A 25791-nucleotide genomic window follows, 5' to 3' on the forward strand; every position below is an offset into this window, starting at 1 on the left:
TTGGTCGTATTGCCAAAAGGCTATGTCCCGGGTATATGATTATTTTTTCATAATAAACTGACAATCAGTTTGTTGTAAATTTAGCTATATGATAAAAAAAGGCCGAAAAGGCTTTTTTTTGTTATTGGCAGGAAATATCTTTGCAGCACTTGCATTTGCGGAAATCCTTTAATAATTTTTTTAATACAAGAAGCGTTATGAAAAAGGCACTATTGTTTGCGGCGGTTTGTTTGCTCGCTGCCGCCTGTACTAAACAGACTCCGTCCGTTCAGGATTTGCGATTGTCCGTCTCGGAAGAATCGGGCAGCGACCTGACCGGCAGGGATTTTTCTGTTTATGTAGTTGCAAAGAAATCTTCTTCTGCGGAAAATCTTTATCAAGGCAGACTTTATGACGGGGTTTATGCCGGATATAATGACGGTCTCCTGCAATTTTCCGAAAATCCGGTCTATGATGGCAAAAGACCGTATTGCGATTTTTATGTGTTCTCGCCCTACCGTGAAAATATCATTCCTTCCGGGGGCCCGTTGGCAGATGTGGCGGTGGAGGCTGACCAGTCTGCCGGTCTGGCCGGCAGCGATGTGCTGTTCGGAAAGACCGTCAATTTCATCCGCGAGGATGAAGACCCTCATGTGGAACTCTCGCACCTGTTCTCAAGGCTCGATTTTGTAGTGGAAACTTCGAATCCGGTCGGGGCTTTCGATTGGGTAACCGTGAAAGATGTTTCCCTGGGCGGAACTTATGATACTGAAAAATGCACCTTCCTGCTTTCTTCGTCAAAGGGGGATGTGAAATCATACGGGAACTTCGTTCTGGCGGATGACGGACTGCTGAAAGGAGTTTCCGTGATAGTCCCTCCCCAGGAGATAGCGGCCGGGAATTTTGCAACCATAATGATAGGGGGCGAGGAACACAGCCTGCAATTGGACAAGCCCCTTGACCTTGAGGCCGGAAAAATAGCCGAAGTCAGTTTTTCAGTTACGGCCGAGCTTAATCCTGAACTCAGAGTGGATGTGACCGTCCGCGATTGGGAAAACGAAACGTTGGATTTCTCATTGGACAAACTGCTCCCTCCAGGGAATACTGTCACGGATATCGAGGGAAATCAGTATCCTGTGGTTAAAATAGGAAACCAGTATTGGATGGGGACAAATTTAAGGACGACGAAACTGAATGACGGTACCGATATATACAAGGTCGAAAGTCTGGACGAATGGCCGGTGACGGACAGGGAGGCCTATGCTGTTTACAACATGGATTATGAAGGCAATCCAGACCGTTGGGGGCTGCTCTATAACAGGATGTGTGTGGAATACGAGAAGTTGTGTCCCGAGGGTTGGCACGTTCCTACCACTACCGACTGGGATATGTTGGGCATGTCGCAGGGCGGCGTGCCGGATGAAGCCTCATGTTTTGCGAATGTGACCGAAGGATTGAAATCCACGGACGGATGGAAGGATTTTCCGGGAACCAATGCTACCGGTTTCGACGGTTATCCTGTAGGTTACCTGTTTTCATACATTCAAAGCTATGATGGCGATACCCCTGTTTATTTCTCCGGTTTCGCATACGATGGCGATACCGCCGGCTGGTGGTCGACAAGCGGATATTGGGCTGAAAGTGTGTTTTTCAGGGCGTTCGTTTCCTATAGTCATGATATGCAGAGACTTGCATCTCCTTCGTTCAATGCTTTTCCGGTAAGGTGCGTGGCCGATTATACGGATTGAACGTTTCGTTAGTTTTTTATGTTTGTTATCAGATTAAAATTCAGAAAAATGAAAAAATATTTTTATTCGCTATTAATTCTTGCTGCTGTTTCATGTACGGCGATGCCTGATGCCTCGGAAACCAATGGGAACGGGAGTCTGTTGATAACCAAGGTTTCCGGAGGGGATTTTTCCGTCGGGGATAAAATAGGCCTGTTCATGTTTGAGGAGTCGGACACTCCTTATGGGGGCAGTGTCATCGCGGATAACCTGCTTGTCGAGATTACAGGGTCCGGAGCTTCTCTTGATGGTACCGTTTTCTTCCCGGATTCCCGAGTCGATATGTTTGCTTATTATCCGTATTGGGATGACAGCTATATATTGGATAATTTTCTTTCCGTATATACATACGAAGACCAAAGGCCGTTGGAGCAATATCGCGAATCGGAACATAAATTCGTTAAGTTTCTTGGTTATGAAAATACTGGAAAACCGGTAGAACTGGCTTTTGAGCGGTTGGTAGGGCGCCTGTCTTTCGAACTCATACCCGGGGACGGATTTTCATCGGCCGATGAACTCATGGATTGTGAAATCGTAATCCCGAATATAAAATACAACAGCGGCATTTTCATAGAGACGGGAGAATTGAAAGAACCCGAGGGCAACAGGGATTTCTTCCCTTATGTCGATGAGATGGCCGTAGCGGACGGCAAGGTCTCGGGTATCTATGCGATGATAGTCCCGCAGAGACTGCCGAAAGGTGCTTCCATAGCAAATATCCGTATCGGCGATGATGTGTTCCGCTGCATCCTCGATAATGACTTTACGATATGCAAAGGTGTGAATTACACTGTTTCGCTTACATTGGAAAAGTCGGCGACCAAAGGCCCGGATGCAGTATGCGGCGTATCCCGGCTGTCGATATCCGAAAGTCCATGGGAATAACTGTTTATAACCTGTAAACGGGTGCGTTTTTTGTGGGGGTTGTGCCGTGATACCTGACGGCGCAGCCCCTTTGTTATATATTTTTAATATTATATTTTGGCTATTTATCGGGGAATGGTTATTTTTGCGCCAAAGAATTGGGATAGTAGTATTTTTTTATATTTTAATGTTATGAAAATCAAGAATTTGTTTTATGCCCTCATGGTGCCATTCGCATTTATGGCATTCTGGGCTTGCCAGGACGAACCGGTATTGCCTCCGGCTGTCAATCTGGCAGAAGATCAGGCTACGATAAATGCAGGCGGTGAAGAGACTTCGGTGCTCATCAAACCTACCCGCGACTGGACGGCTACTATTGCCGAGGGTGGCAAATGGCTTACAGTCACTCCTTCCAGCGGAGCTGCTTCCAGCGAAGCTGTCGTTGAGGTAAAACTGAGTGCGGAACCTAACGAAGGCGAGAAAAGGTCTGTAGAAGTTACTTTTACTGCCGGCAATATCAATGAGGTTCTTACTGTCACCCAGGAAGGGTCTGGCGGTCAGGGAGGCGACGACCCTGATATCGAGGAAGGCGTGATAACGATTGCCGAATTCCTCTCAAAACCGGTGGACAATAGTGTCTATTACAAGCTTAAAGGTACGATGAACGATTTGTTCAATACCGAATATGGTAATTTCCACTTGGTGGACGCTACCGGCGATGTGCTCGTTTACGGCCTTACCGCTGAAAAACAGTCTTCCAACGACAAGAGTTTCTCGACTCTCGGACTCCAGGAAGGAGATGTGATAGTGATAGAAGGCTACCGCGATGAACATAACGGTGAAGCCCAGGTCGGCGGCGCATATTATATAGGCAAGGGAAGCGATGAAGGCGGTGACACCCCGGATCCTGAACCTGGCGACTATGTTTCAATCGCGGATATCCGTGCGAAGGCTCCTGCTACACAGAAGGATTCCGTATGGATGGATGACGGAGTCGCAATCAAAGCATTCGTTGTCAGCAGCATAGAGGCCAATACCCTCACATCCAAGAAAAATGTTTATGTACAGGACGAGACAGGCGGTCTTCAGATTCGTTTCACAAGCGACGTTACCTGGAATTTCGGAGATGAACTTTCCATCGACATTTCCGGTGCCAAAATGAAATATTTTGGCGGTGCGCTTCAGATTGAAAATCTTTCCAACTCAAAGGCGGAAGTGCTTTCTACCGGCAATACAGTTGAGGCAAAGCAGGTTTCCGTGGCTGATTTCATGGAAGGAAAATATGAAAGCCAGTATGTCGCTCTTCCTGACGTGCAGGTAGTAGAGGCGGACCTCGGCAAGACTTTCGTTATGGGCAGTTCCCATACTTCGATTAATGTCGAGGATATTACTGGACATTCGTTTGTAATCTTCTCTTCGAAATACACTGTTTTCGGTACCGAGCAGGTTCCTCAGGGAGCAGGTACGCTGAAAGGCGTTTCCATGGTTTACAATGGTACCATGCAGATAGGCCTTACTTCTAAGGACGATTATGCCGGAATGACCGGAGCCCGTTTCGACGGACAGGGCGGTGACACTCCGGATCCAGGCGAAATCGAGGAAGTGACTATTGCAGAATTCCTTGCAAAGGAAGAAGGCGAGACCTATTACAAACTCACCGGTACTGTGACCAGTATCAAGGACGGTTCATGGGGCAACCTTACTATCGAGGATGAAAGCGGCAACGTTTATGTTTACGGAGTGGCCAAAGACAAGGCTTCTGTCGGCAGCGGTCCTTCATTCTCCGGCCTCGGGGTTGAAGTAGGAGACATCCTTACCATAGCTGGCAAACGCGCTTCATTCCAAGGCGACCCTCAGGTAGGTGATGCGTATTACATCAGCCATGAAAAAGGACAGGGGGGCGGCGACACTCCGGATCCAGGTGAAATCGAAGAAGTGACGGTTTCGGAATTCTTGTCAAAACCGGTGGACGGCAGTGTGTATTACAGGCTGACAGGTACGATTACGGATCTGTACAATACTACATACGGCAATTTTACCTTGGTAGATGAGACCGGAAGTGTGCTCGTCTACGGCCTTACCGCTGAAAAACAGACTTCCAACGACAAGAGTTTCTCGACTCTCGGTCTTAAGGAGGGAGATATAGTTACTCTCGAAGGGACCCGTGATGAGTATGAGGGCGAGATTCAGGTAGGCGGCCCTGCATATTATATCAGCCACATCGAAGGCGAAACTCCGGAATTGCCGGAATCAGACCCTAAAGCGCTCATAATTTCTGAATATTCCGAAGGTAAAAGTTTTAACAAATTCCTGGAAATTACCAATATCTCGGATAAAGAGGTGGATCTTTCCGGATACATGCTGAGAATCTATACCAACGGGAGCGAGAGCAATTATAAGGAAAAGCAGTTGAGCGGTACTCTTGCTGCCGGGGCTTCGAAGGTATATTGCCATAGCGATGCGGATTTGTCCCTTCTTCCTGAAGGCGTTGAGGCCGAGTCCATAGAAGGTGACAATGTGATTAATTTCAATGGAGATGACCCTATGGCCATAATATGCGGCGATACCCTAACCGATATTTGCGGAGAATTCGGAGATGTCGATTTCGGCAAGGATTGTACCCTGAGACGTAACTCTACGGTAAAAGAGCCTTCCGCTACCTACGATCCGGCAGAATGGGAAGTATTTGGCATCAGCAAAGAAGACCTCAGCGGTTTCGGTTCCCATACCATGGAATAATGCAGTCGGTCTATGACAGACAAAAATCGACAGCCCCGGGATTTCGGTCCCGGGGCTGTTTTATGTTCCGGGACAAAGTGTACCTGATTCTTGGCGTTAGGAACAATGTATGTCCGTTGTACTGGAATGTAGCCCGGCCCGGGAAAGTGCCGCCGATTCGTGGAAATTTGGTTCACTTTCCCGGGGAAAAATGGCAAAATGGCGCTGAAATCAATATTTTCGAGGGGAAAGTGCACCAAATGACGGGCAAACTGGTTCACTTTCCGGATACGGACGAAATGATCCTAACGTAGCGAAATGTCTTGTCCTGAAAAGTGGAAGTTCGGGTGCAGGCAATTTTGTAACAGAATGAATATCAATGTGTTAAAAATCCAAGTGCACATTTCGAAAGTTTTAAACTGCCGAAATGTGCACTCATTTTACTAATCGTCTGATTATCAATACACTCAAAATTACCATGCGCCGACTGTTCCAAAAATTACATGGAAACTTCCCCCAAGGTGCTGTGGAGTAACTTTCCTCGAAGTGCGGATGTGGAGTAACTTTTCTCAAAGTGCGGATGTGGAATAGCGTTCCTCGAAGTGCGAATGAGCTTTTCCCTTCCGTCTATTCGTGCATCCTGGCGTAGGACTCGTCCATCTTGTCGAGTTCCGTATTGAGCTGCTTGCGGCCTGCAACCTTGTCGTTATAGGTGCAAGGGCCTGAGATGCAGCCTTCCGGGCAGGCCATCATTTCGAGGAATCTCGCAGGGGCCTTCTTTGTCTTGGCATAACTCTTTATTAAAGGTATGAGTTTCTTGTCGAAGCCGGAAATCAGTTGGGCATCCACGTCTTCTCCGAGGAAGGCCTTGACCGCTCCGGAAACACCGCCTGTCTGTGCGAAGCCATGGGCTTCCTTGACAGAAAGGTACTCGACCGTATAAGGCTCGACAGTCTCTATGTCTATGTCGTATCCTGAAATCAGGCTGCCGAGTTCTTCGAAAGTGAGAACGTAATCCACATTGGGGTTGTTCTTAGCTTCCTTGCGTTTGGCAATGCACGGGCCGATGAATACCTGTTTTGCTTCAGGGTATTTTTCCTTTATGATTTCCGCGGTGTAATACATCGGCGAGCCGGTAGTGGAAATGAACGGGATTATTTCCGGAATATGCTTCTTCGCGAGTTCGATGTATGACGGGCAGCAGCTCGTGGTCATGAACGGCTGGCCTTCGGCGAGACGTTCTTTCAGTTCCGCGGCTTCGTTGGATGTCGTCATCATCGCACCTTCGGCCACTTCGACTACGGCATGGAAGCCGAGGGCCTTGATGGCTCCGTAGACTTTTTCCTTAGGGTATTTGAATTGTCCGAGTATCGACGGGGCAACCATGGCCACCACCTGTTTTCCGTCCCAGATATTGTTCAGTATGTCGAAGACCTGGGAAATTTCGAAGATGGCGCCGAAAGGGCAGGCGTTCAGACAACGCCCGCAGTAGATGCATTTGCTCTCGTCAATATGCTCAACACCGTATTCGTCTTTTGATATCGCCTTTACCGGGCAGGCCTCTTCGCAAGGTACCGGAATGTATACGATTGCATGGTAAGGGCAGCTCTGGTAGCACTTGCCGCAATTGATGCAGAGCGAATGGTCGATTACGGCCATCCCGTGTTCCTTCGTATGGCTGATTGCGCCTTTCGGGCAGTTCATCGAACAGCTTCTTGCAACGCAGCCGCGGCAAAGGTTGGTGATTTCATAATTGGTCTTGACACAGGAAGAACAAGCTTCGTCAATGACACACATGATGTTTTCCTTCGGATTCACGGACCTCGTTATGGCCTTGCGGGCATATTCCGACAGCGGCATGAGCTCGTCCTTTTCGTCGCTCATGTCGTAGCCGAGAAGAGGGAACATCTTGTATTTCCATACGGCCCTTTCCTTATGCACGCAACAGCGGCCGAGCACCTTCGAACGGCGCGGGCTCAACTGTATCGGCAGCCTGTCTATATCAGTACACAGGCGGTCTTCCTTCCACATCCTTACCATTGTCGCCAGCAACTTGTGGCGGACAATCATAACATTATTCATGAATGCCATGACAAACCAATATTTTCTTACATTTTAAAATCGAGCCGCAAAGATATGCACAAAAATGGATATATTTGTAACTGTTTTTTGAAAAAATAATATAAGCCGTTTGGAATTGAAAGGTTTAATCGGGAAAATATCCCCCGGTATTCTTCCTCCGTCCCAGCAACTGGAGGAGCTTTTGTGCGGATTGTCCGAGAGCGATTCCGTGTGCGGGGAGCTTATGCGGAGGGCGGCGGGAATATCGGAAGGAATTTTCGGCAACAGGATATACCTGAGGGGGCTGGTCGAAATCGGGAACGTCTGCCGGAACGATTGTTATTATTGCGGAATCAGGAAATCCAACCGCAACATACACAGGTATGTGCTTTCAGCGGAAGAGATTTTTTCCTGCTGCCTCAGGGGATACCGGGCCGGGCTCCGGACTTTTGTCCTGCAGGGCGGGGAAAATCCCGGATTGGATGACGGTTTCCTCTGCCGGCTGATATCCCGGATTAAAGACAGACTTCCCGGAAGTGCCGTGACCCTTTCGCTCGGAGAACGTGGCTATGGCTCGTACAAGGCGTTGCGCGAGGCCGGGGCGGACAGGTATCTGCTGAGGCACGAAGCCGCCGACGAGGACTATTTTTATGTCCTTCATCCGAGGCCGGCCGCTGAAAACCCCGACGATACGGGTGCCGTGACGAATTATTCCCGGAGAATGGCTTCGCTGTCGATGCTGAAAAGTCTCGGATACCAGACCGGGGCCGGCTTCATGGTCGGCGCTCCCGGGCAGACGGCAGGGCATCATGTCAGGGATTTGGAATTCATCGCCTCTTTCAGGCCGCAGATGGTCGGAATCGGGCCTTACATGCCTCATCCGGACACGCCTTTCGGAAGCCTGCACGATTCCTTCTGGACTCCCGAGCGCAAACGAAGGATGACACTCGGCCTTATAGCCGTCCTGAGAATGTTCGACCCGTACCTGCTGCTGCCTTCGACGACGGCGCTGAACACCCTCGTGCCGGGCGGACGTTATGAAGGGATAATGGCGGGCGCAAACGTTATCATGCCGAATATTTCACCCGAAAATGCCCGTAAGTCCTATGACCTTTACAGCGGAAAGGTTTCGGACGGAGGGGAGACGGAAGACGCGTTGAAAAAATTGGAAGAGAACCTCGGAGACATGGGCTATGCGGTAGACTGGTCCCGGGGAGATTATAAAAAACAGGAAAATTATGTCTGAACATGCTTACAATCCGGCATCGGCGAGGGCCGAGGAGTTCATCAACGATGCCGAGGTGCGCAGTACGATAAAATACGCACTTGACAATAAGGGCAATAGGGCTCTTGTCGAAGAAATACTTTCGAAGCCCGGACTGATGAAGGACGGGCTTACCCACCGCGAAGCCGCGGTCATCCTCGTACAGGAGGACGAAGAGGTCTGGGAAAGGGTTTACTCCCTTGCAAGGGAGGTCAAAAGAAAATATTACGGTAACAGGATAGTGATGTTCGCCCCGCTTTATCTGTCCAATTATTGTGTAAACGGTTGCGTGTATTGTCCTTACCACATGCAGAACAAGGCCATTCCGCGGATGAAACTTTCACAGGAAGACATTGCCCGGGAGGTGACGGCGTTGCAGGACATGGGGCACAAACGGCTTGCAATCGAGGCCGGGGAGCATCCGGTGATGAATCCTATCGGGTATATCCTCGAATCGATTGACACCATCTATTCAATAAAACATAAAAACGGGGCAATACGCCGTGTCAATGTGAATATCGCCGCTACAACGGTGGAAAATTACCGCAAGCTCCACGAAGCCGGAATCGGTACCTACATCCTGTTTCAGGAGACTTATGACAAGGCCCGTTATGAAATGCTTCATCCCCGCGGCCCGAAATCCGATTATGCCTACCATACGGAAGCAATGGACAGGGCGCAGGAAGGCGGAATCGACGATGTGGGAGTAGGAGTGCTTTTCGGCCTTACCGATTACAGGTATGACTTTACCGCCCTTATCATGCATGCCGAGCATCTTGTCGCGAGATTCGGTGTCGGGCCCCATACAATAAGCCTGCCGCGTATCTGCGATGCCGACGACATAGATTCCAAATCCTTCGAAAACGGGATACCGGACCTGCTTTTCGAAAGGATTACCGCCCTGCTGAGGATATCCGTGCCTTACACCGGAATGATAATCTCCACGAGGGAGAGGCCGTCCATGCGCCGCCGTCTGCTGGAACTCGGAGTTTCGCAAATCAGCGGTGGGTCGCGTACTTCTGTCGGAGGTTATGCCGACGAGGCGGATCGGGGCGAGATGACGGATGACGAAAAACATTCGGTCCAATTCGACATAAACGACAACAGGACTCTCGACGAGGTGGTGAGGTGGCTTCTCGAATTGGGATACATCCCGAGTTTCTGTACGGCATGTTACAAGAGCGGCCGTACCGGGGACAGGTTCATGTCCCTCCTCAAGAGCGGCCAGATAGCCAACTGCTGCGGTCCGAACGCCATAATGACTTTAAAGGAATATCTCATAGACTATGCTTCCGAAGCTACCAGGAAGGCGGCCGTTCCTGTGATAGAGAGGGAGCTCGGGCTCATACCGAACGAGACCGCAAGGGAAAAATGCGAATCCATGCTTGAAAGGATTGAACATGGTGAAAGGGATTTCAGGTTCTGACATCGCCGTCCCGGGCGAACGTCTGACAATAGGCATATTCGGGAAAAGGAATGCCGGGAAGTCGAGTCTTTTCAATCTGCTTCTCGGTCAGGATTATGCCGTAGTGTCTTCTCAAAAAGGCACGACAACCGACCCTGTGCGAAAGGCCATGGAGCTCGAAGGCATAGGGGCCGTCACTCTGATAGATACTCCCGGTTACGACGATGACGGGACGGTAGGTTCCCTGAGGGTGGAGCAGACCCTTAAATCGGCGGCAGGCTGCGATGTCGCGCTGATGATTACGGACGGCCGTGAAGACGTTCTCGACAGAAGGTGGGCCGAATATCTCGAAGCCCGCGGCGCCACGGTGGTAACTGTGTCGAAAGAGGAGATATCTGAAGGCGGAGGGTTTTCTTCATCCGCGAGGGAAACCGTATTTTCAAAAATAAAGGTGGCCATAGATGCAAGGAATACGGCGGAAGCCCCCGTGACGATACTCGGCGGGCTTGTCGGGCAGGGAGATACCGTGGTATTGGTGATGCCTCAGGACAAGGCGGCTCCGAAAGGCCGGCTTATCATGCCGCAGATGCAGACCATAAGGGAACTGCTCGACAGGAAGTGCATTCCGGTATGCGTGGTTCCTGAAAATCTTCCGGCGGCCTTGGGCATGTTCCCGTCCGGGCCGGCGCTCGTGATAACCGATTCGCAGGCTTTTGCGGCTGTCCGCAGGGCCATGTCCGATGTTTTCGGAAAGCGGGTGGAGGCGGAAGCAGGCTCATCAGACACTAATACAGGCACGTCAGCCCGGGAGAGCATGGCCTGGAACACCGATGCGGAAGTGATATCGGATGTAATAGGAGGGGTCCCGCTCACTTCGTTTTCCATCCTGTTTTCAAGATATAAGGGAGACATAAGGATTTTCAAGGAAGGGGCTCTGGCGATAGACTCTCTCAGGCCCGGTTCGAGAGTCCTGATAGCCGAGGCCTGCTCCCACAGGCCGCTTTCTGAGGACATAGGCCGGGTGAAATTGCCGGCGATGCTGGGGAAAAAGGCAGGGGACGGCATCATCGTGGATGTAGTTGCAGGAGCCGACTGGCCTTCCAATCTGGGAGGGTACGACCTTATAATCCATTGCGGGGCGTGCATGTTCAACCGCAGGCTGGTGCTTTCGCGGATAGCGGAGGCGCAGGCGGCGGGAGTCCCTATAACCAATTACGGCCTGGCGATATCCCGTCTTGCAACTGTCGGGAAATGAGTATGTCCGGAAGTCGTGTAATATTATTTTCATTAATATTTTCACCATATTGTTTACAGTTCAGTTTTAATAAATTATCTTTGCAATTGTTTTAGTATAAAAGATAACGGAATGAAAGGATATATTTTTAAAAGGTTTGTGGCGGCCGCCATTGCGGCAATGCCCGTTTTCTTCGTGTCTTCATGCAAGGAAAATCCCGTACCGCCCCTTCCTGAAATCGAGTTGGGAAGGGAAAACATGGAGTTCGGCTTCGAGGGCGGATCCGATACTGTCACGCTTTATGTGAACAGGGACTGGCAGGCGGTAACGGATGCGGACTGGATTGCAATCGACCCTCCTCAGGGAAGCAACGACGGGCGCGTGACGGTCACGGTGCTTGAAAATGCCGCCGGAGATTCGAGAAGCACTTCCGTGATGTTCAGAACACTTGCCGTATATACTACGTTGTCGGTGTCGCAGGCGGCGAATCCGGACGGGATACCGTCGCTGTTCTACGGCAATGATTTCGATGCCGAACTGGCGGTGGAGACCGATGACAGGTGGCCTTATCTTGATCAGACCGAATGCTGGAAGAACGAAACCGGTGCCGGGGCGGATTCTGTCGAATACTATTTTTCCGGCATGAGCGCCCGTTCCAACACTTCTTCGAACGGCAATTATTCGGATTACGACGGTTCCGGAAACAATAACCTGTTTTTCAGTACAAACCCTTATTTTGTCGTAGGAAACATCAAACTGCACCCTCGCCAGCAGGCATATACCCTCAGTTTCGGAACGGAGAGATATGTTTACAGCGAGAAAGACAATACCTTCAGGCCTGAAGAATTCCCTGTCATGATAAGTCCGGACGGTGAAAACTGGGTGGAAGTCGAGTACACGTTCGCAAGCGGCACCTATCTTAACGGAAGATGGGATTTGGCTTCGGCTCCGTTCACCTTACCGGAAGGGACTGAAACCCTGTGGATACGCTTTGCTCCGACCATAAGCTCCGCGCACCGTCTCGATGACCTGTCCCTGAAGGCCGGTGGAGACGGTCCTGTGATAGACTGGAGCAAGGGTACGAGCATCACTATCCCGGGAAGGACCGAGTAGTGCGGGCAAGTCAATCAATCTTGATTTTTAACTGGATGCAGATGAAAAACATATATCATATATTGACTGGGACGGTCGCTTATGCTGCCGTAGTGTCCTTAGCTTTCATAGCCTTTTCATGCGAGCCCAAGGAATACGGGGAGATGGGACTTTCCAAGCAGGAGGTTTCCGCCGATGCGGGCAGCATGTTCGTTACCGTGAAAAGCGACGTGAAGTGGGAGTTTTCGGTCCTTTATCACGGAGAAGATACTGATTGGATTGAGATAGAGCCTGTTTCGGGGAGCGGAGACAAGGCGAATATCGTTTTGAAATATCAGGAAAATACGGGCGAGGATGAACGCAGTGCGGAAATAGTGTGCGTTTTCGGAGATTTTGGAAAACATTCAAGCAAGGCAAATCTTTTACAGGCCGGGAAAACCGCCCAGCAGCCTGACCCGGATCCCGATCCAGACCCTGATCCAGATCCCGACCCCGATCCCGACCCTGACCCAGATCCGGACAATCCGTATCCGGACCTGGTTTCCGACAAAGTGAGAGGCTGGCTCGAACTGCCTGCCATAGAGGAAGAATACGGTTTCGCGTGGGTGTTCCACAATATGGAGTCCACGGGCAACCAGAGAAGCTATTCGTTGTATTACGATGTGGCCAACAAGGTATCTCTGTGGGTGGCCTATCCGCTGAACAAGGGGCTTAGAGGCGAAGGGAAGCGCAATAACGGCTGGGGAGTAAAGGATCCGAAAATACCGGTAAAATACCAGTCCAATGTGGATAAAGGCTGGGGCGTAAGCGGTTACGACAGGGGACACCAGCTGCCTGCCGCCGACCGTTACCGCACGTATGCGCACAGAGCGACCTATTATCCTACGAATGTCACTCCTCAGAATTCCCGGATGAACCAGGGAATCTGGAGCAATCTGGAAAACACCGTCAGGAGCTGGTCGGACAAGTGCGATACCCTTTACGTGGTGACCGGCTGCGTGCCGAGTGAAAACGACTTTATCACCGACAAGGGCGGAAACAGAGTGAATGTTCCGGAGGCTTATTTCAAGGCCCTTCTGAAATACGACCCTTCGAGCTCGATTTCAGAATATATGGGTATAGGAATTTATGTCGAGAACAGGCCATATGAAGAAACCCATATCAATTCCTCGATGGTGATGACGATAGACGAACTTGAGGAAAAACTCGGCATCGACTTCTTCTGCAACCTTCCCGATGATGTGGAGGCAAGGGTAGAGTCGGCCAAGGTCTCTTCATGGTGGGGTATTTAGTTTGAAACAAATATTGCGATAAAATATGAAAAAAACGATTATTTCGGTTTTGGTCCTGTTCCTGCTGGGAGTCACGCTCCATGCGCAGGACGTGGAGGAAAAGTACGTGGTGGGTTTTTATAATCTTGAAAACCTTTTCGATACTTATGACGATCCTGAGAAAAACGATGAGGAGTTCCTTCCTGACGGAGCAAATAAATGGACGGAAAGGAAGTATGGGAAGAAGCTGCACAATATCGCGCGTGTCATTTCGGCAATGGCGGAACGCAACGGCACCTTCCATACCATCCTCGGCGTTTCGGAGATAGAGAACAGACGGGTGCTCGAAGACCTTGTTTCACAGCCTGAACTGATCCCTGCCGGTTACAATATCGTGCACTATGACAGTCCGGACATGCGCGGGGTCGATGTTGCCATGCTTTACCGTCCGGAGAATTTCGAGTACATATCTAGCGAGTCGATTCCTTTCACCCTCGAAGGGTATGAGGATTTCAAGACAAGGGACATACTGATGGTCTACGGTAAGATTGCCGGAGAGGAATTCGCCGTTTACGTGGCCCATCTTCCTTCCCGTGTCGGCGGCAAAGGCGGCAATCTGAGAAGCCGCGGCGCGGAAATCATCCGTGAACATTCGCTCGCGATGATGGACGAACATCCGGGGATAAAGGTGATAGTCATGGGCGACATGAACGACGATCCTTTCGATGAAAGCATGTGCGAAGTCCTCGGAGGAAAACTCGACCCGGACGATGTGGAAGAGGCGGAGGACATGTTCAATCCGTTCTGGCGCATGCTGAACGACGGATTCGGTTCCAATGCCTATCAGAATGTGTGGAGCGTATTCGACCAGATACTTGTCAACGGGTCTCTTCTGAATGCTCCGGACGGAACCCTGAGGCTCTGCAAGAGCGGGCCTAACGGGTATTACGGGGTGATTTTCAGAAAACCTTTCATGGTTACGAAGACCGGGCAGTACAAGAACAATCCTCACAGGACATTTTCTTACGGGGCTTTCATGAACGGTTACAGCGACCACTTCCCGACATTCATCATTATCGGAAAATAATTACTGACGAATAGAAAAACATTAATTATATGAAACGTATTTTGCTTGTCCTTTTCCTGATTGCCGTTTCGTTCCCGGCCTATTCCCAGACCGGCACCGGCGGGATAAAGGGACGTGTTGTCAATAGGTCTGACAAGTCCGCGATAGCGGGAGCGGCTCTGGAGATGGTATCTTCCGGCAGAACGGCTTCCGGAAATTATACTGCGACTTCCGATGCGGACGGGGATTTCGTTTTCGAGGGAATCGTCCCGGGAGATTACGCCGTTACGGTCAGTGCGGCCGGTTTTTCGGAACAGAGGCTGACGGTGACTGTCGAGGACGGAGTCATGAAGAATGTCTTTTACGTATCGCTCCTGCCGGACGATTTCGAGGTACAGGAGCCTGTTTTCATGTCTTATGATGACGGAGGATACGGTTTCGAGGATGTCCCTCTGGTTTTCGGGGCTTCTGCCGACGTATTCGAGAGCGTGACCGGCTATGATTTCAGCTCGGTAAGGTTCCGTCCGAGAGGATATGACAACAGCACGAGGGACGTGTATCTTGCAGGCATCAAGATGAATGACGCAGTTACCGGCTATTCGCCTTATTCGCTGTGGAGCGGCCTTAACGAGGCGGTACGTGCCGAGGACAATACGATAGGACTCGATCCTGCGTATTTCGGAGTGGGCGGTTACAACGGCCAGACAAATATTTTCGGTACGGCTTCCCAGATGCGCAAAGGCTTCCGTTTCAGCCTGCTTTCGAACAGCGCCCTTTACCGTTTGAGGCTCATGGCTTCATACGCCACCGGGGAGATGGACAACGGCTGGTCGTTTGCGGCGAACATATCGACGAGACTTGGCGGAAATGACTGGGTGGAAGGCGTTTATTATAAATCCTTCTCATATTATTTCGGGGCGGAGAAGAACCTTCGCGACCGTCACCGTTTCAGCTTTTCCGTATTCGGCGCCCCTGTACAGCGCGGTGCGCAGAATGCCTCTACCCAGGAAGTCTACGACCTGGTAGGCAGCAATTATTACAACTCCAACTGGGGTTATCAGAACGGTGTCATAAGGAATGCGCGCGTGAGAAACAATCATGAGCCTGTCCTCATGTTCAAGTACCGTTATACCCCAAAAGAGGATTTCGAGTTGTCGGCAACGGTTCTTTACCGTACAGGAAGGAACGGGTATTCGGCCCTCGACTGGTATGATACCCCGGATCCGAGGCCGGATTATTACAGAAACCTTCCGAGTTATTTCTACAATCCCGACCCTAACTACAAGAACAGGGATTCCGAGTTTCTCGCGGGATGGGCTGCCGAAGCATGGATGAACAATTACGGCGGAACCCAGCATATCAATTGGGACCGTATGTACAATATCAATTATGACAATGTGGATGAGAATGGGCTGAAACGTTCCAAATACGTGCTTGAGGAAAGGCGTACCGACCAGAACGATGTCAATATATCGGTGAATGCGGACTGGCGTGCAAACGATTTCTTCACCCTCGATGCAGGTGCCAATTTCAGATGGAACAGGACGGAGTTCTACAAGACCATAAAGGATTTGCTCGGCGGAGACTATTATGTTAACATCGACCAGTTTGCGGAGAGGGATTTCGCGACTGACCCTATCAAAATCCAGAACGATGTGGAATACTACTTCCTGCACGGCGAGGCCCAGAAAGTGAAGGTCGGTGACAAGTACGGCTACGACTACTACGCACAGATAAGGAATGCGAAGGTATGGGCGAACGGCAATTTCGAATACGGCCCTTGGAGGGCTTATCTGGCGGCAGAAGCCGGATATTCGACTTTCTGGCGCGAAGGTCTGGTGCAGAAAGGTCTCTTCCTCGATAATTCCAAAGGCAAGTCGGAGGCTCCTCAGTTTTTCACATATTCGGCGAAGGCCGGGCTTGCTTATGCGTACAAGGCCCACAGGTTCTATGCCAATATAGGATATTTCAACGAAGCGCCTTATTTTAACGAATCATTCGTTTCCCCGAGGACAAGGAACACCCTTACTCCGAACCTGACTACGCAGAAGACCTTCTCGGTGGATGTCAATTATGCTTTCTCGAAGAGGGGCTATGACATAAGGTTCACCGCTTATTATACTACAATCAAGGACCAGAGCGACCTGACGAGCTTCTACGATGACGCCCAGAACTCTTTCACCAACTTCGCGATGAGCGGAATCGACCAGAGGAACGTGGGTATCGAGCTCGGTTTCAAGGTGCCTCTGCCTGTTACCGGCCTTTCCCTTTCCGGTGCGGCAAGCATAGGCGACTATGTATATACTTCGATACCACGTGTCACCCAGACAATCGATAACAGCGGAGACCTGATTATGGATAACCGCGAAGTGGCATACTGGATGTCCCACAACATTTACAAGAAGGATGCTTCCGGAAATTACGTGTACGGTGAGGACGGGTCGCCTGTCGTGGAGAAAGTCCAGAAGCACTATGTCGGGAACACTCCTCAGATAGCCGCCACCCTCGGACTCAATTACAGGACCCGCGACTACCTTTTCATAGGGCTGGATTTGCAGTACTTCGACAAGATGTATCTGGAAATGAATCCTCTGTACCGCACGGACATAGCCGTATGCGGACCGGACAATATATGGACTCCTGCGGAAGAGGAGTATATGGCCGCACAGGAAACATTCGCTCCCCAGTTCATCCTTAATGCAAGTATCGGGAAATCCTGGTATATCGACAGAAAATACAATATCGGATTTTCTTTGGAAATCAAGAATATCCTGAACAACAAGTGGCTGAAGACCGGAGGTTACGAGCAAAGCCGCCTTATCGATTCGGAAAACGATGAGCGTTATTACAGATTCGATTCCAAGTATTTCTACATGCAGGGAATCAATTATATGTTGAATATTTATTTCAGATTTTAATTCGGAGGATTTGATATATGAAACGCTATATATTTTTATTCGCGGCTTTTCTCGTGACGGTCGTTTCCTGCGAGGAATTCGGTCCGGTGGTTACCGACCAGTACGATGACCCCGTGCCGTCAAAGATTTATACGGATGCGGATTTCGAAGGCTCGACCTTTATTACCATCGAGGAGCTGAAGGCGATGTATACGCCCGGGAATCCTTTTGTAATCGAGGAGGATCTGGTGATAAAGGGCCAGGTGACCACTTCCGATGAAGAGGGAAACTTCTACAGGTCGATGTATATCCAGGACAGCACTTCCGGAATCGAGCTCAAAATCGGAAAAACAGGTCTGTACAATGTGTACAAGCCGGGGCAGTGGATTTATGTAAAATGCAAGGACCTCTCCCTCGGCGCCTACGGGCGGATGGTGCAGCTCGGCTATGAAGACCTTACCGGAAAGTACGAGACTTCGTACATAGACGTGCAGCTGCTTGTGGATTTGCATATATTCAAGGGCAAGCAGGATACGCTGAAAGATCCGATTGTAATCACTTCGGGTGACGATATCCTTTCCGAAGAATATGTCGGCAGATATGTCACCGTGAAGGGGCTTTCCTACGGGAACAGGGTCTTTGTGATTCTGTATGACAAGAATGACAACAGCCTTTATCTGTCCAACGAGACACATGGAGTCGATACCTGGGCTTTCTCCGAAGAAGGTTTTGCAAAATATTTGGCAAATCAGGCGGCAATGGACAAAGGCGACAGGGATGTGCCGAATCCGGAAGATTATGAGCCGGCGTTTTACAGTGTCAGCCAGTATTTCACGCTCGGCAATGCCGATTTGCAGGTGAGGACGAGCGGGTATGCGAAATTCGCCGATTACAAGCTTGTGTCGAGCGGAATTACCGCCGAGAATGCCGGAAAGATTTCACTTACGGGCATTATGACCGTTTACAATGAAAACTATCAGTTCGTACTGGTCGATTTGGATGGTGTAAAGATTGAGGAATAGGATTCATGGTTTTAGTCTTTGTAATATCCTCGATTCTACTTTCCATACTCACAGACTGGTACATATTCAACGTTTATTGTCGTCCGCTTCCGAGGAAGCGGACACATTTTTTGTGCTGGACTCCGAGTTTTCTTACGGCGGTTTCATGCCTGTCGATTCTGGCTTTTCCGGATTTTATGCCGGCTTCCATAGTGCTGTTGTGCGTGACTGTCCCGAAACTGATGTTCGTGCTTGTCCTGTTTGTCCTGAGGAGGTTCCGGTTTTTCAGAAAACGCCCTGCCGTTTCCGGGACCGTGGCCGGGCTTGCCGGCCTGTTTCTGTTGGGGACTGCGGTGTACGGGGCTACGGAGGGCATCAGGCATTTTGAGGTCAATGACGTCGTTCTGTATTTCGATACCCTTCCCGATTCTTTCGACGGCTACAGGTTAGTGCAGATTTCGGACATACATTCCGGGAGCTGGCCTGAAAACAGCAGCGCCCTTGCCGAAGCGGTGTCGATTGTGAATGCGCAGAAGGCCGATTTGGTGCTGTTTACGGGCGACATAGTGAATGCTACGGCGTCCGAGTTGCTCAAGACCATGGGGATTCTCGGTAAAATAAAGGCCGCGGACGGTGTGTTTTCGGTCCTCGGCAACCATGATTACGGCACATACGCCGAGTGGGACAGCGCCGAAGCTGAGGCGGCGAATTTCGACAGCCTTCTTGTCCGTGAGAAGGCAATGGGTTGGAGGTTGCTCGACAATGAGCATGTGTTTGTCCGCAGGGGCAATGACAGCATCGCCATCATAGGTGTCCAGAACAGCGGCGAGCCGCCTTTTCCCGATTATGCGGAGCTCGACAGTGCCCTGCACGGCACGGACGGCGTGTTTAAAGTGCTTATGAGCCACGACCCTACGCACTGGAGACGTGAGGTGCTTCCCGATACGGACATAGAGCTTACCCTTTCCGGGCATACACATGACATGCAGTTCAGTCTGCCGGGATTTTCTCCGGCCAGGTATTTTTATCCGGAACACAGCGGCCTGTATGAAGAAGGGGGGCGGATGCTTTACGTGAATGCCGGTTTGGGATATCTGCTTCCGATAAGGCTCGGGGCGTGGCCGGAAATAACGGTGATAACGTTGAGGTGCGGGCCTCGGCCCTGATTACTGTTTTCCTGATTACAGTTTTCCTTCTCCCATCCGTTCCTGCAATTCGAGATTGCTCTGCATCCTCTCCTTTGCACGTCTGTCCCTTTCCTTTTTGGCTTTCCGGGCCCCGGAAGACATATATTTTTTCCACTGTTCTTCATTGAACAGTTTCATGAACGCGCTGTCCGTTTTTTCCGCCCACCTGTCCTGGACTTCGAAGTAGATGCTTTCCATCGACACCCGGCTTTCACCGAGCCTTTTGATGTCTTCCTCCATCCCTTTGAAATTGGCTGTCAGTATGGAGTCCACATAGAATACCTGCCAGTATTCGAGCCCTAATCTTTCACCGAGCAGGTCTGCCTGTTCGGCAGCCATCTCTTCCACGCTCTTCGGTTTTTCCTGTTGCTGGTTCTGCGCGGAAAGTCCCGTATGTGCCAGGCATGCGACCGTTATCGAAACGGCAAGAACTGCTGCAATTTTCATATAGTTCAAATTTTTGCGTATATTTGACGTTGTATTTGCAAAAATATGTAAAAATATAATATGATAAGATTTATGAGAAAATTCTTTTTGTCCGCGGCCATTGTCGCCGCTACCGCTCTTTCAGCTGTCGAAACGGATGCATGCACTAATGTCCTTGTGACCCCGGGCGCTTCGGCCGACGGCTCGTCGTTGGTTTCCTATGCTGCTGACTCGCATGCACTTTACGGTGAGCTTTACTACAGGCCGGCCGCTGTTTATCCTAACGGTACCATGCTCGATATCTATGAGTGGGATACGGGAAAATTCCTCGGTTCGATACCTCAGGTTGCGGTAACGTATCAGACCGTCGGCAATATGAATGAACATCAGCTTATCATTACCGAAACGACATACGGGGGACGTCCGGAGCTTTCAGGGGCAAACGGCATAATGGATTACGGTTCCCTCATTTACATAGCCCTCCAGCGGGCAAAGACCGCCCGTGAGGCCATAGATGTCATTGTCGAGCTTGCCAATACCTACGGCTACTGCTCTTCCGGCGAATCATTTTCCATAGCGGACCCTAACGAAGTGTGGATAATGGAGCTGATAGGCAAGGGCGAAGGCGAGAAAGGCATAGTATGGGTGGCGCGCCGCGTTCCTGACGGATATATCTGCGCGCATGCCAACCAGGCCCGCATAGACCGTTTCCCTCTCGATGACCCGGAGAACTGCATCTATTCCGAGGATGTGATTTCATTCGCGCGTGAAAAAGGCTTTTTCAAGGGAGAGGACAGCGAATTCAGTTTCTGCAGGACATACGCACCTTACAATTTTTCCGGACTTCGCGGCTGCGAGGCGAGGGTATGGTCGGCTTTCAACATACTTACCGGTGGTAAATTCGTCTTCGAGGACGGGAACGGCAATCTTGTGGAAAAGGACGCATACGATTATATAGACTTCGCGATGGGGTACAATCCGGACAACCAGATGCCTCTTTTCGTAAAGGCCGAGGGTGTGACGGTGAAGAATGTAGCAGATGTCATGAGGGATCATTTCGAGGGGACTCCAATGGACATGACGACTGACATAGGCGCCGGCGGCAATGCCCTTCCTTACAGGTGGAGGCCTATGGATTTCGAATACGAAGGCAAGACTTACGTGAATGAAAGGGCGATTGCTACCCAACAGACCGGTTTCTGGCTCGTAGGCCAGTCGAGGGGCTGGCTTCCGGACGTAATCGGAGGCATACTCTGGTTCGGTACCGACGATGCCGCCACTTCGTACCTCACGCCTGTATATACTTCCATACTCGATGTCCCTGAGTCCTTCAGAGAGGGCAACGGTTCTATTCTGGAATATTCCCCGACTTCCGCGTTCTGGATGACCAACAGGGTGGCAAATGCCTGCTACAAGATGTACAATATAATGGCGGCGGATGTGCGTTCGAGGATTGACGAATTTGAAAACGCCACACTTGCGGAGATTCCGTCAATAGACGAGAAGGCCATGGAACTCTATGAGATATATGAAAAGAACGGACCTAAGAAATATGCCCGCAATTCCGACAACAAGGTTTCGGTTCCGTTTGAAGAAGTCAGAAAATACCTTACAGAATATACGATAACCACAGCGCAGGACATTTTCTCGGACTGGTGCGAGCTTGAAGTGTATTTGCTTTTGAAATACATGGACGGCAATGTCAAAGGCCAGAATCCTGACGGAAGCTGGATAACCAACGGCCATTCGGACCGTATTCCGGGTTCCATAACCAATCCGGGCTATACCGAAAAATGGAAACAGGCCGTAGTCGAAGACCATGGGGATGTCCTCGAAGTAAAAGAGCCATTGCCATGAAAAGATTTACAGTCATTATGCTGTTTATGGCCGTGGCGGCGGTAAATGCTGCTGCCGACGGCGGAATGTGGATGGTAAATCTCATAGACAAGTCCCTTGCCCTGAAAATGAGGGATGCCGGCATGAAGATAGACCCTTCCATGATTTATAACGAAACAACTGCATCGTTTTCCGATGCGGTTGTCTTTTTTGAGCAGGGTTGTACGGGCAGTGTCATTTCGGACGAGGGCCTTGTCATGACCACCCATCATTGCGCTTATCCGGACATAGTGGGTGTAAGCTCTGAAGACAACAATTATCTTGAAGACGGTTTCTGGGCCATGACCCTCGAAGAGGAGCGCCCGATTCCGGGAAAGAACGCCATGTTCCTGAAATACATCATAGATGTGACGGACGATGTCGGGGAATACATCGCGGAGACCGAGCGTGAAGGCAAGCAGATTAACATGCGCCGGATGAGGTTCCTGATGGAAAAGGCAGTAAGGGACGAGACCGGTTACAAGGCCGTGCTTTCTTCGATGTGGTGCGGGGAAAAATATTATATGTCTCTGTACGAGGTTTACCCCGACGTGAGGCTGGTGGCGGCTCCCGGTGTATCCATCGCATCTTTCGGAGGCGATGTGGACAATTGGGAATGGCCTCAGCACAAGGGCGATTTTGCCATGTACAGGATTTATGCCGCTCCGGACGGAAGCCCGGCTGAATATTCTCCTGAAAATGTGCCTCTGTCACCGCGATATTCGTTCGCCATATCGACGGACGGGTATTCCGAAGGCGATTTCACCCTCATAATGGGTTATCCTGACGCTACGGGCAGATATAGTTCTTCTTTCGCGGTCAAGGACGATATTTACCGTATAAACCCGATAACCGTCGGAATGAAGGAAGACAGGATACGGATTATCCGCGGGCACATGGCCGAAAATCCTGCAGTGCGTCTGAAATATTACAATACGTTTTTCAGTCTGAGCAATGCCAGAGAGTACGATGCCGGCGAAACCGACAATATATTGCGGCACCATATTCTCGATTCCATCGCTTCCCGCGAGGCGGTTTTGCAGGCGTGGGTCTCGGAGGATCCCGTAAGGATTGAAAGATGGGGAAGCCTCATGGGCGATTTGGAAAGAAAATATGCGGATGTGGCAGGCATTTCCGACCAGATACTGTATTTTACCGGAACCATGATAGAGGGTACGGGCCTTTATCCGTACGTCCGCAATATGGCCGTGAGGAAGAACAGGCACGGCGACAGCCCTAAGACGGTGCAGCGGTTTGCCGACGCTTTCCGTGCCGTAGGCGGGATGTGGAAGCAGCTTGACCCGAAAGTGGAAAAGGAATTGTTGGAATATGCGGTTTCGGTCTTCTTCACCCATATCGATGAGGAGTTCCGTAGTCCGTTCCATGTTTATCTGGAGGAGATCTTCGGCAACGATTATTCCGCGATGACGGATTATGTGTGGGAAAATTCGTTTTTTACCGATAAGGCCAGATACGATTCCCTGAGTGCCCTGGTGGTGCCTGTGCTTGAAGATGCCAGGTCCTATGAAATCGGCTCCTGCGGTGAAGCCTGTGACATTCTGCGGGAAAGGATAGCCCTGTATTACGATCCTTTGTACCAATTGCTGCGGAGTTCCAGGATGTATGAGTTCTATACCGCCCTTAGCAGGGTTGAGGACGGAGTGTCGGTTGAGATGCTTGAGGACAAATATGCACGGATGCTGTATTCGATGCGCGAGAGTTCCGGTATTCCGCAGTATCCGGATGCCAATTCGACCATGAGGTTCACTTTCGGGAATGTTTCCCCTCTGTCTCCTCGCGATGCGGTATATTATTCATGGAGAAGCACTTCGGACGGGATTGTGCAGAAATACTCTCCGGAAAAGGAGGATTTCGCCCCTGACGGAAGGTTCATGCAGCTGCTTTGTTCCGGAGACTGGGGGCGTTGGGCCGCGGATGACGGGAAAATGTATGTGGATTTTCTTACGGATAACGATGTGACGAGGGGCAACTCGGGAAGTCCGGTGCTCGACTGCAATGGAAAACTGATTGGCATGGCTTTCGATGCCAATTACGAATCTCTGGCCGGCGGCCTGTATTATCTGGAAGATTACAACAAAGCCGTATGCGCCGATATAAGATACATTCTCTGGATACTCGACAAGTATGCGGGAATGTCACGTATAATAGAAGAATTAGGATTATAGGATATGTATAAAAATGTTGCGCTTACCGGGGCGACCGGTACGATGGGAGGTGAAACGCTGAGGGCTTTTCTGAAGGAAACCGGATTCAATCTGAAAGTGTTGGCGAGGCGTTCCGAAAAAAATATCAAGATGCTTTCTCCGTTGGAACGTGAGGGCAGGATTGAGGTAGTCTGGGGCGACCTTGCCGACTATGAGTCGGTGAAAAGGCTCGCGCAAGGGAGCGATATATTGTTGCACATCGGAGGCATGGTGTCTCCTAAGGCCGACTGGTATCCCGAGGAGACAATGCGGGTGAATACGTCCGCCATGCGCAATATCATAGATGCGCTGGAAGAACTTTCGCTTACGGACATGCCCGTAATAAGCATAGGTTCGGTGTCTCAGACAGGGAACAGGGAGGTTTCAAACCGCTTCGGAAGGACCGGGGACCCCATAGCCCCGGCGAGATTCGACAGTTATGCCATGTCCAAATGCATCGCGGAAAGGATGCTTTCGGAATCGTCCCTTGCCAGATGGGCGAGTCTCAGGCAGTCGGGGATACTTTACTCGAAATTGCTCGGGAAAGCCAACGACCCCATAACCTTCCATGTCCCTCTCAACGGGATGCTTGAATGGGCGACGGTAGAGGATTCGGCAAGGCTCATGGTGAATATATGCAAGTCGGATATTCCTGACAGTTTCTGGAAGAAATTTTACAATATCAGCAGCGGCAAGATGTACCGGCTTACCAATTATCAGTTCGAAACACTGATATTGAAAGCCATAGGTGCGTCTTCCCCGGAAAAGATATTCGATACCAAATGGTTCGCCCTGAAAAATTTTCACGGACAGTGGTATTCAGATGCCGATGTGCTGGAAGGATTGTTTTCCTTCAGGGAAAATCTTCCTGTCAGGGAATACTTCCGACGTCTGGCCTCGAAGGCCCCCTCATATCTGAAACTCGCTTTCCTGTGTCCGGCATTCGTGATGAAAATGTTCATGGGACATGTGGCCATGAACAGGACTCTTGGCACTCGCTATTGGATAAAGAGCGGAAACGAAGCGAGGATAGATGCGTTTTACGGAGGTATGGCCGCATATTATGCCATTGCTCCGTGGAAGGGTTTCTCCCTTGCCTCGCCTGACCCTGACCCGGATGAGGAGGAGGTCGCTTCCCTGAGTCTCGACCACGGCTATGACGAGTCGGCGCCGGCAGCTTCGCTGGATGCTGCAATGCTGGAGAAAGCAGCCGCCTTCCGTGGCGGAAGGGCGGTTTCCGTTCCTGATGTGACTGGAGATGCGCTCTGGGATTCCCCTCTAGAGTGGGAGTGCCATGACGGCCACCGTTTCGTATTGACTCCGCGTACTGTGCTGTTGGGCGGCTACTGGTGTCCGCAGTGCATGGAGAAGCCGGACGATTATCCTCGCCAGGCCCGCTACAATGGATTTCTTGCACAGGTTGTGGCTCCCCTCCACGACTGAATATGCATGGGAAAAGG

17 protein-coding genes are annotated in these 25791 nt (G+C 50.5%); 15 read left to right on the plus strand and 2 right to left on the minus strand.

Going from position 1 to position 25791, the window contains the following annotated elements:
• The first annotated feature begins 197 nt into the window (after positions 1-197).
• The 3 genes from B5F83_RS08150 (at position 198) to B5F83_RS08160 (ending at position 5369) form a co-directional block, all read left to right on the plus strand.
• A complete protein-coding gene (locus B5F83_RS08150) occupies positions 198-1727 on the plus strand; it encodes an FISUMP domain-containing protein (protein ID WP_087279388.1) in 1530 nt (509 codons plus the stop codon).
• Between the two features lie 48 nt (positions 1728-1775).
• Positions 1776-2651, plus strand: a complete 876-nt coding sequence (locus B5F83_RS08155) for a fimbrillin family protein (RefSeq protein ID WP_158094197.1) — start codon at positions 1776-1778, stop codon at positions 2649-2651.
• 171 nt (positions 2652-2822) lie between these two features.
• A complete protein-coding gene (locus B5F83_RS08160) occupies positions 2823-5369 on the plus strand; it encodes a DUF5689 domain-containing protein (protein WP_158094198.1) in 2547 nt (848 codons plus the stop codon).
• A 606-nt stretch (positions 5370-5975) separates the two neighbouring features.
• Here B5F83_RS08160 and B5F83_RS08170 read toward each other — a convergent pair.
• A complete protein-coding gene (locus B5F83_RS08170) occupies positions 5976-7439 on the minus strand; it encodes a monomeric [FeFe] hydrogenase (RefSeq protein WP_087279377.1) in 1464 nt (487 codons plus the stop codon).
• A gap of 100 nt (positions 7440-7539) precedes the next feature.
• Here B5F83_RS08170 and hydE point away from each other — a divergent pair, with 100 nt between their 5' ends.
• From hydE to B5F83_RS08220, 9 genes are all read left to right on the plus strand, one after another.
• The gene (gene hydE / locus B5F83_RS08175; RefSeq protein ID WP_158094199.1) at positions 7540-8655 is read left to right on the plus strand and encodes a [FeFe] hydrogenase H-cluster radical SAM maturase HydE; all 1116 of its coding nucleotides are present in this window, start codon (positions 7540-7542) and stop codon (positions 8653-8655) included.
• A complete protein-coding gene (gene hydG / locus B5F83_RS08180) occupies positions 8648-10099 on the plus strand; it encodes a [FeFe] hydrogenase H-cluster radical SAM maturase HydG (protein WP_087279372.1) in 1452 nt (483 codons plus the stop codon). Before hydE ends, hydG begins: the two co-directional genes overlap by 8 nt.
• On the plus strand, positions 10059-11333 hold the full coding sequence (locus B5F83_RS08185; RefSeq protein ID WP_239383846.1) for a GTPase: 1275 nt from the start codon (positions 10059-10061) through the stop codon (positions 11331-11333). The genes hydG and B5F83_RS08185 overlap by 41 nt, the downstream gene beginning before the upstream one ends.
• Positions 11334-11444: 111 nt before the next feature.
• Positions 11445-12425, plus strand: coding sequence for a BACON domain-containing protein (locus B5F83_RS08190; RefSeq protein WP_087279366.1), 981 nt, complete (start codon positions 11445-11447; stop codon positions 12423-12425).
• Between the two features lie 41 nt (positions 12426-12466).
• Positions 12467-13696 carry a DNA/RNA non-specific endonuclease gene (locus tag B5F83_RS10710; RefSeq protein ID WP_204207364.1) on the plus strand — a complete coding sequence of 410 codons (1230 nt, stop codon included), beginning with the start codon at positions 12467-12469 and terminating at the stop codon, positions 13694-13696.
• Between the two features lie 25 nt (positions 13697-13721).
• Entirely contained in the window at positions 13722-14762 is a 1041-nt protein-coding gene (locus B5F83_RS08205) for an endonuclease/exonuclease/phosphatase family protein (protein ID WP_087279359.1), read from the plus strand.
• A 29-nt stretch (positions 14763-14791) separates the two neighbouring features.
• Positions 14792-17659: a TonB-dependent receptor gene (locus B5F83_RS08210; protein ID WP_087279356.1), complete on the plus strand. Its 2868-nt coding sequence runs from the start codon at positions 14792-14794 to the stop codon at positions 17657-17659.
• A 17-nt stretch (positions 17660-17676) separates the two neighbouring features.
• Positions 17677-18660 (plus strand): DUF5689 domain-containing protein, encoded by a 984-nt coding sequence (locus tag B5F83_RS08215; RefSeq protein WP_087279353.1) that lies wholly within the window; start codon positions 17677-17679, stop codon positions 18658-18660.
• Positions 18661-18665: 5 nt separating this feature from the next.
• Positions 18666-19805 (plus strand): metallophosphoesterase, encoded by a 1140-nt coding sequence (locus B5F83_RS08220; protein WP_087279350.1) that lies wholly within the window; start codon positions 18666-18668, stop codon positions 19803-19805.
• A gap of 15 nt (positions 19806-19820) precedes the next feature.
• Here B5F83_RS08220 and B5F83_RS08225 read toward each other — a convergent pair whose 3' ends face one another.
• The gene (locus tag B5F83_RS08225; RefSeq protein WP_087325312.1) at positions 19821-20273 is read right to left on the minus strand and encodes a hypothetical protein; all 453 of its coding nucleotides are present in this window, start codon (positions 20271-20273) and stop codon (positions 19821-19823) included.
• A 72-nt stretch (positions 20274-20345) separates the two neighbouring features.
• Here B5F83_RS08225 and B5F83_RS08230 point away from each other — a divergent pair, with 72 nt between their 5' ends.
• Genes B5F83_RS08230 through B5F83_RS08240 form a run of 3 tightly spaced genes read left to right on the plus strand, consistent with a single transcriptional unit; the run spans position 20346 to position 25774 of the window.
• Positions 20346-22109, plus strand: a complete 1764-nt coding sequence (locus tag B5F83_RS08230; RefSeq protein ID WP_087279345.1) for a C69 family dipeptidase — start codon at positions 20346-20348, stop codon at positions 22107-22109.
• Positions 22106-24313, plus strand: coding sequence for a S46 family peptidase (locus B5F83_RS08235; RefSeq protein ID WP_158094200.1), 2208 nt, complete (start codon positions 22106-22108; stop codon positions 24311-24313). The genes B5F83_RS08230 and B5F83_RS08235 overlap by 4 nt, the downstream gene beginning before the upstream one ends.
• A 3-nt stretch (positions 24314-24316) precedes the next feature.
• The gene (locus tag B5F83_RS08240) at positions 24317-25774 is read left to right on the plus strand and encodes an NAD-dependent epimerase/dehydratase family protein (RefSeq protein WP_087279339.1); all 1458 of its coding nucleotides are present in this window, start codon (positions 24317-24319) and stop codon (positions 25772-25774) included.
• Positions 25775-25791 lie beyond the last annotated feature (17 nt).

The sequence above is a fragment of the Muribaculum sp. An289 genome (assembly GCF_002159555.1).
GTDB lineage: Bacteria > Bacteroidota > Bacteroidia > Bacteroidales > UBA932 > Merdivivens > Merdivivens faecigallinarum.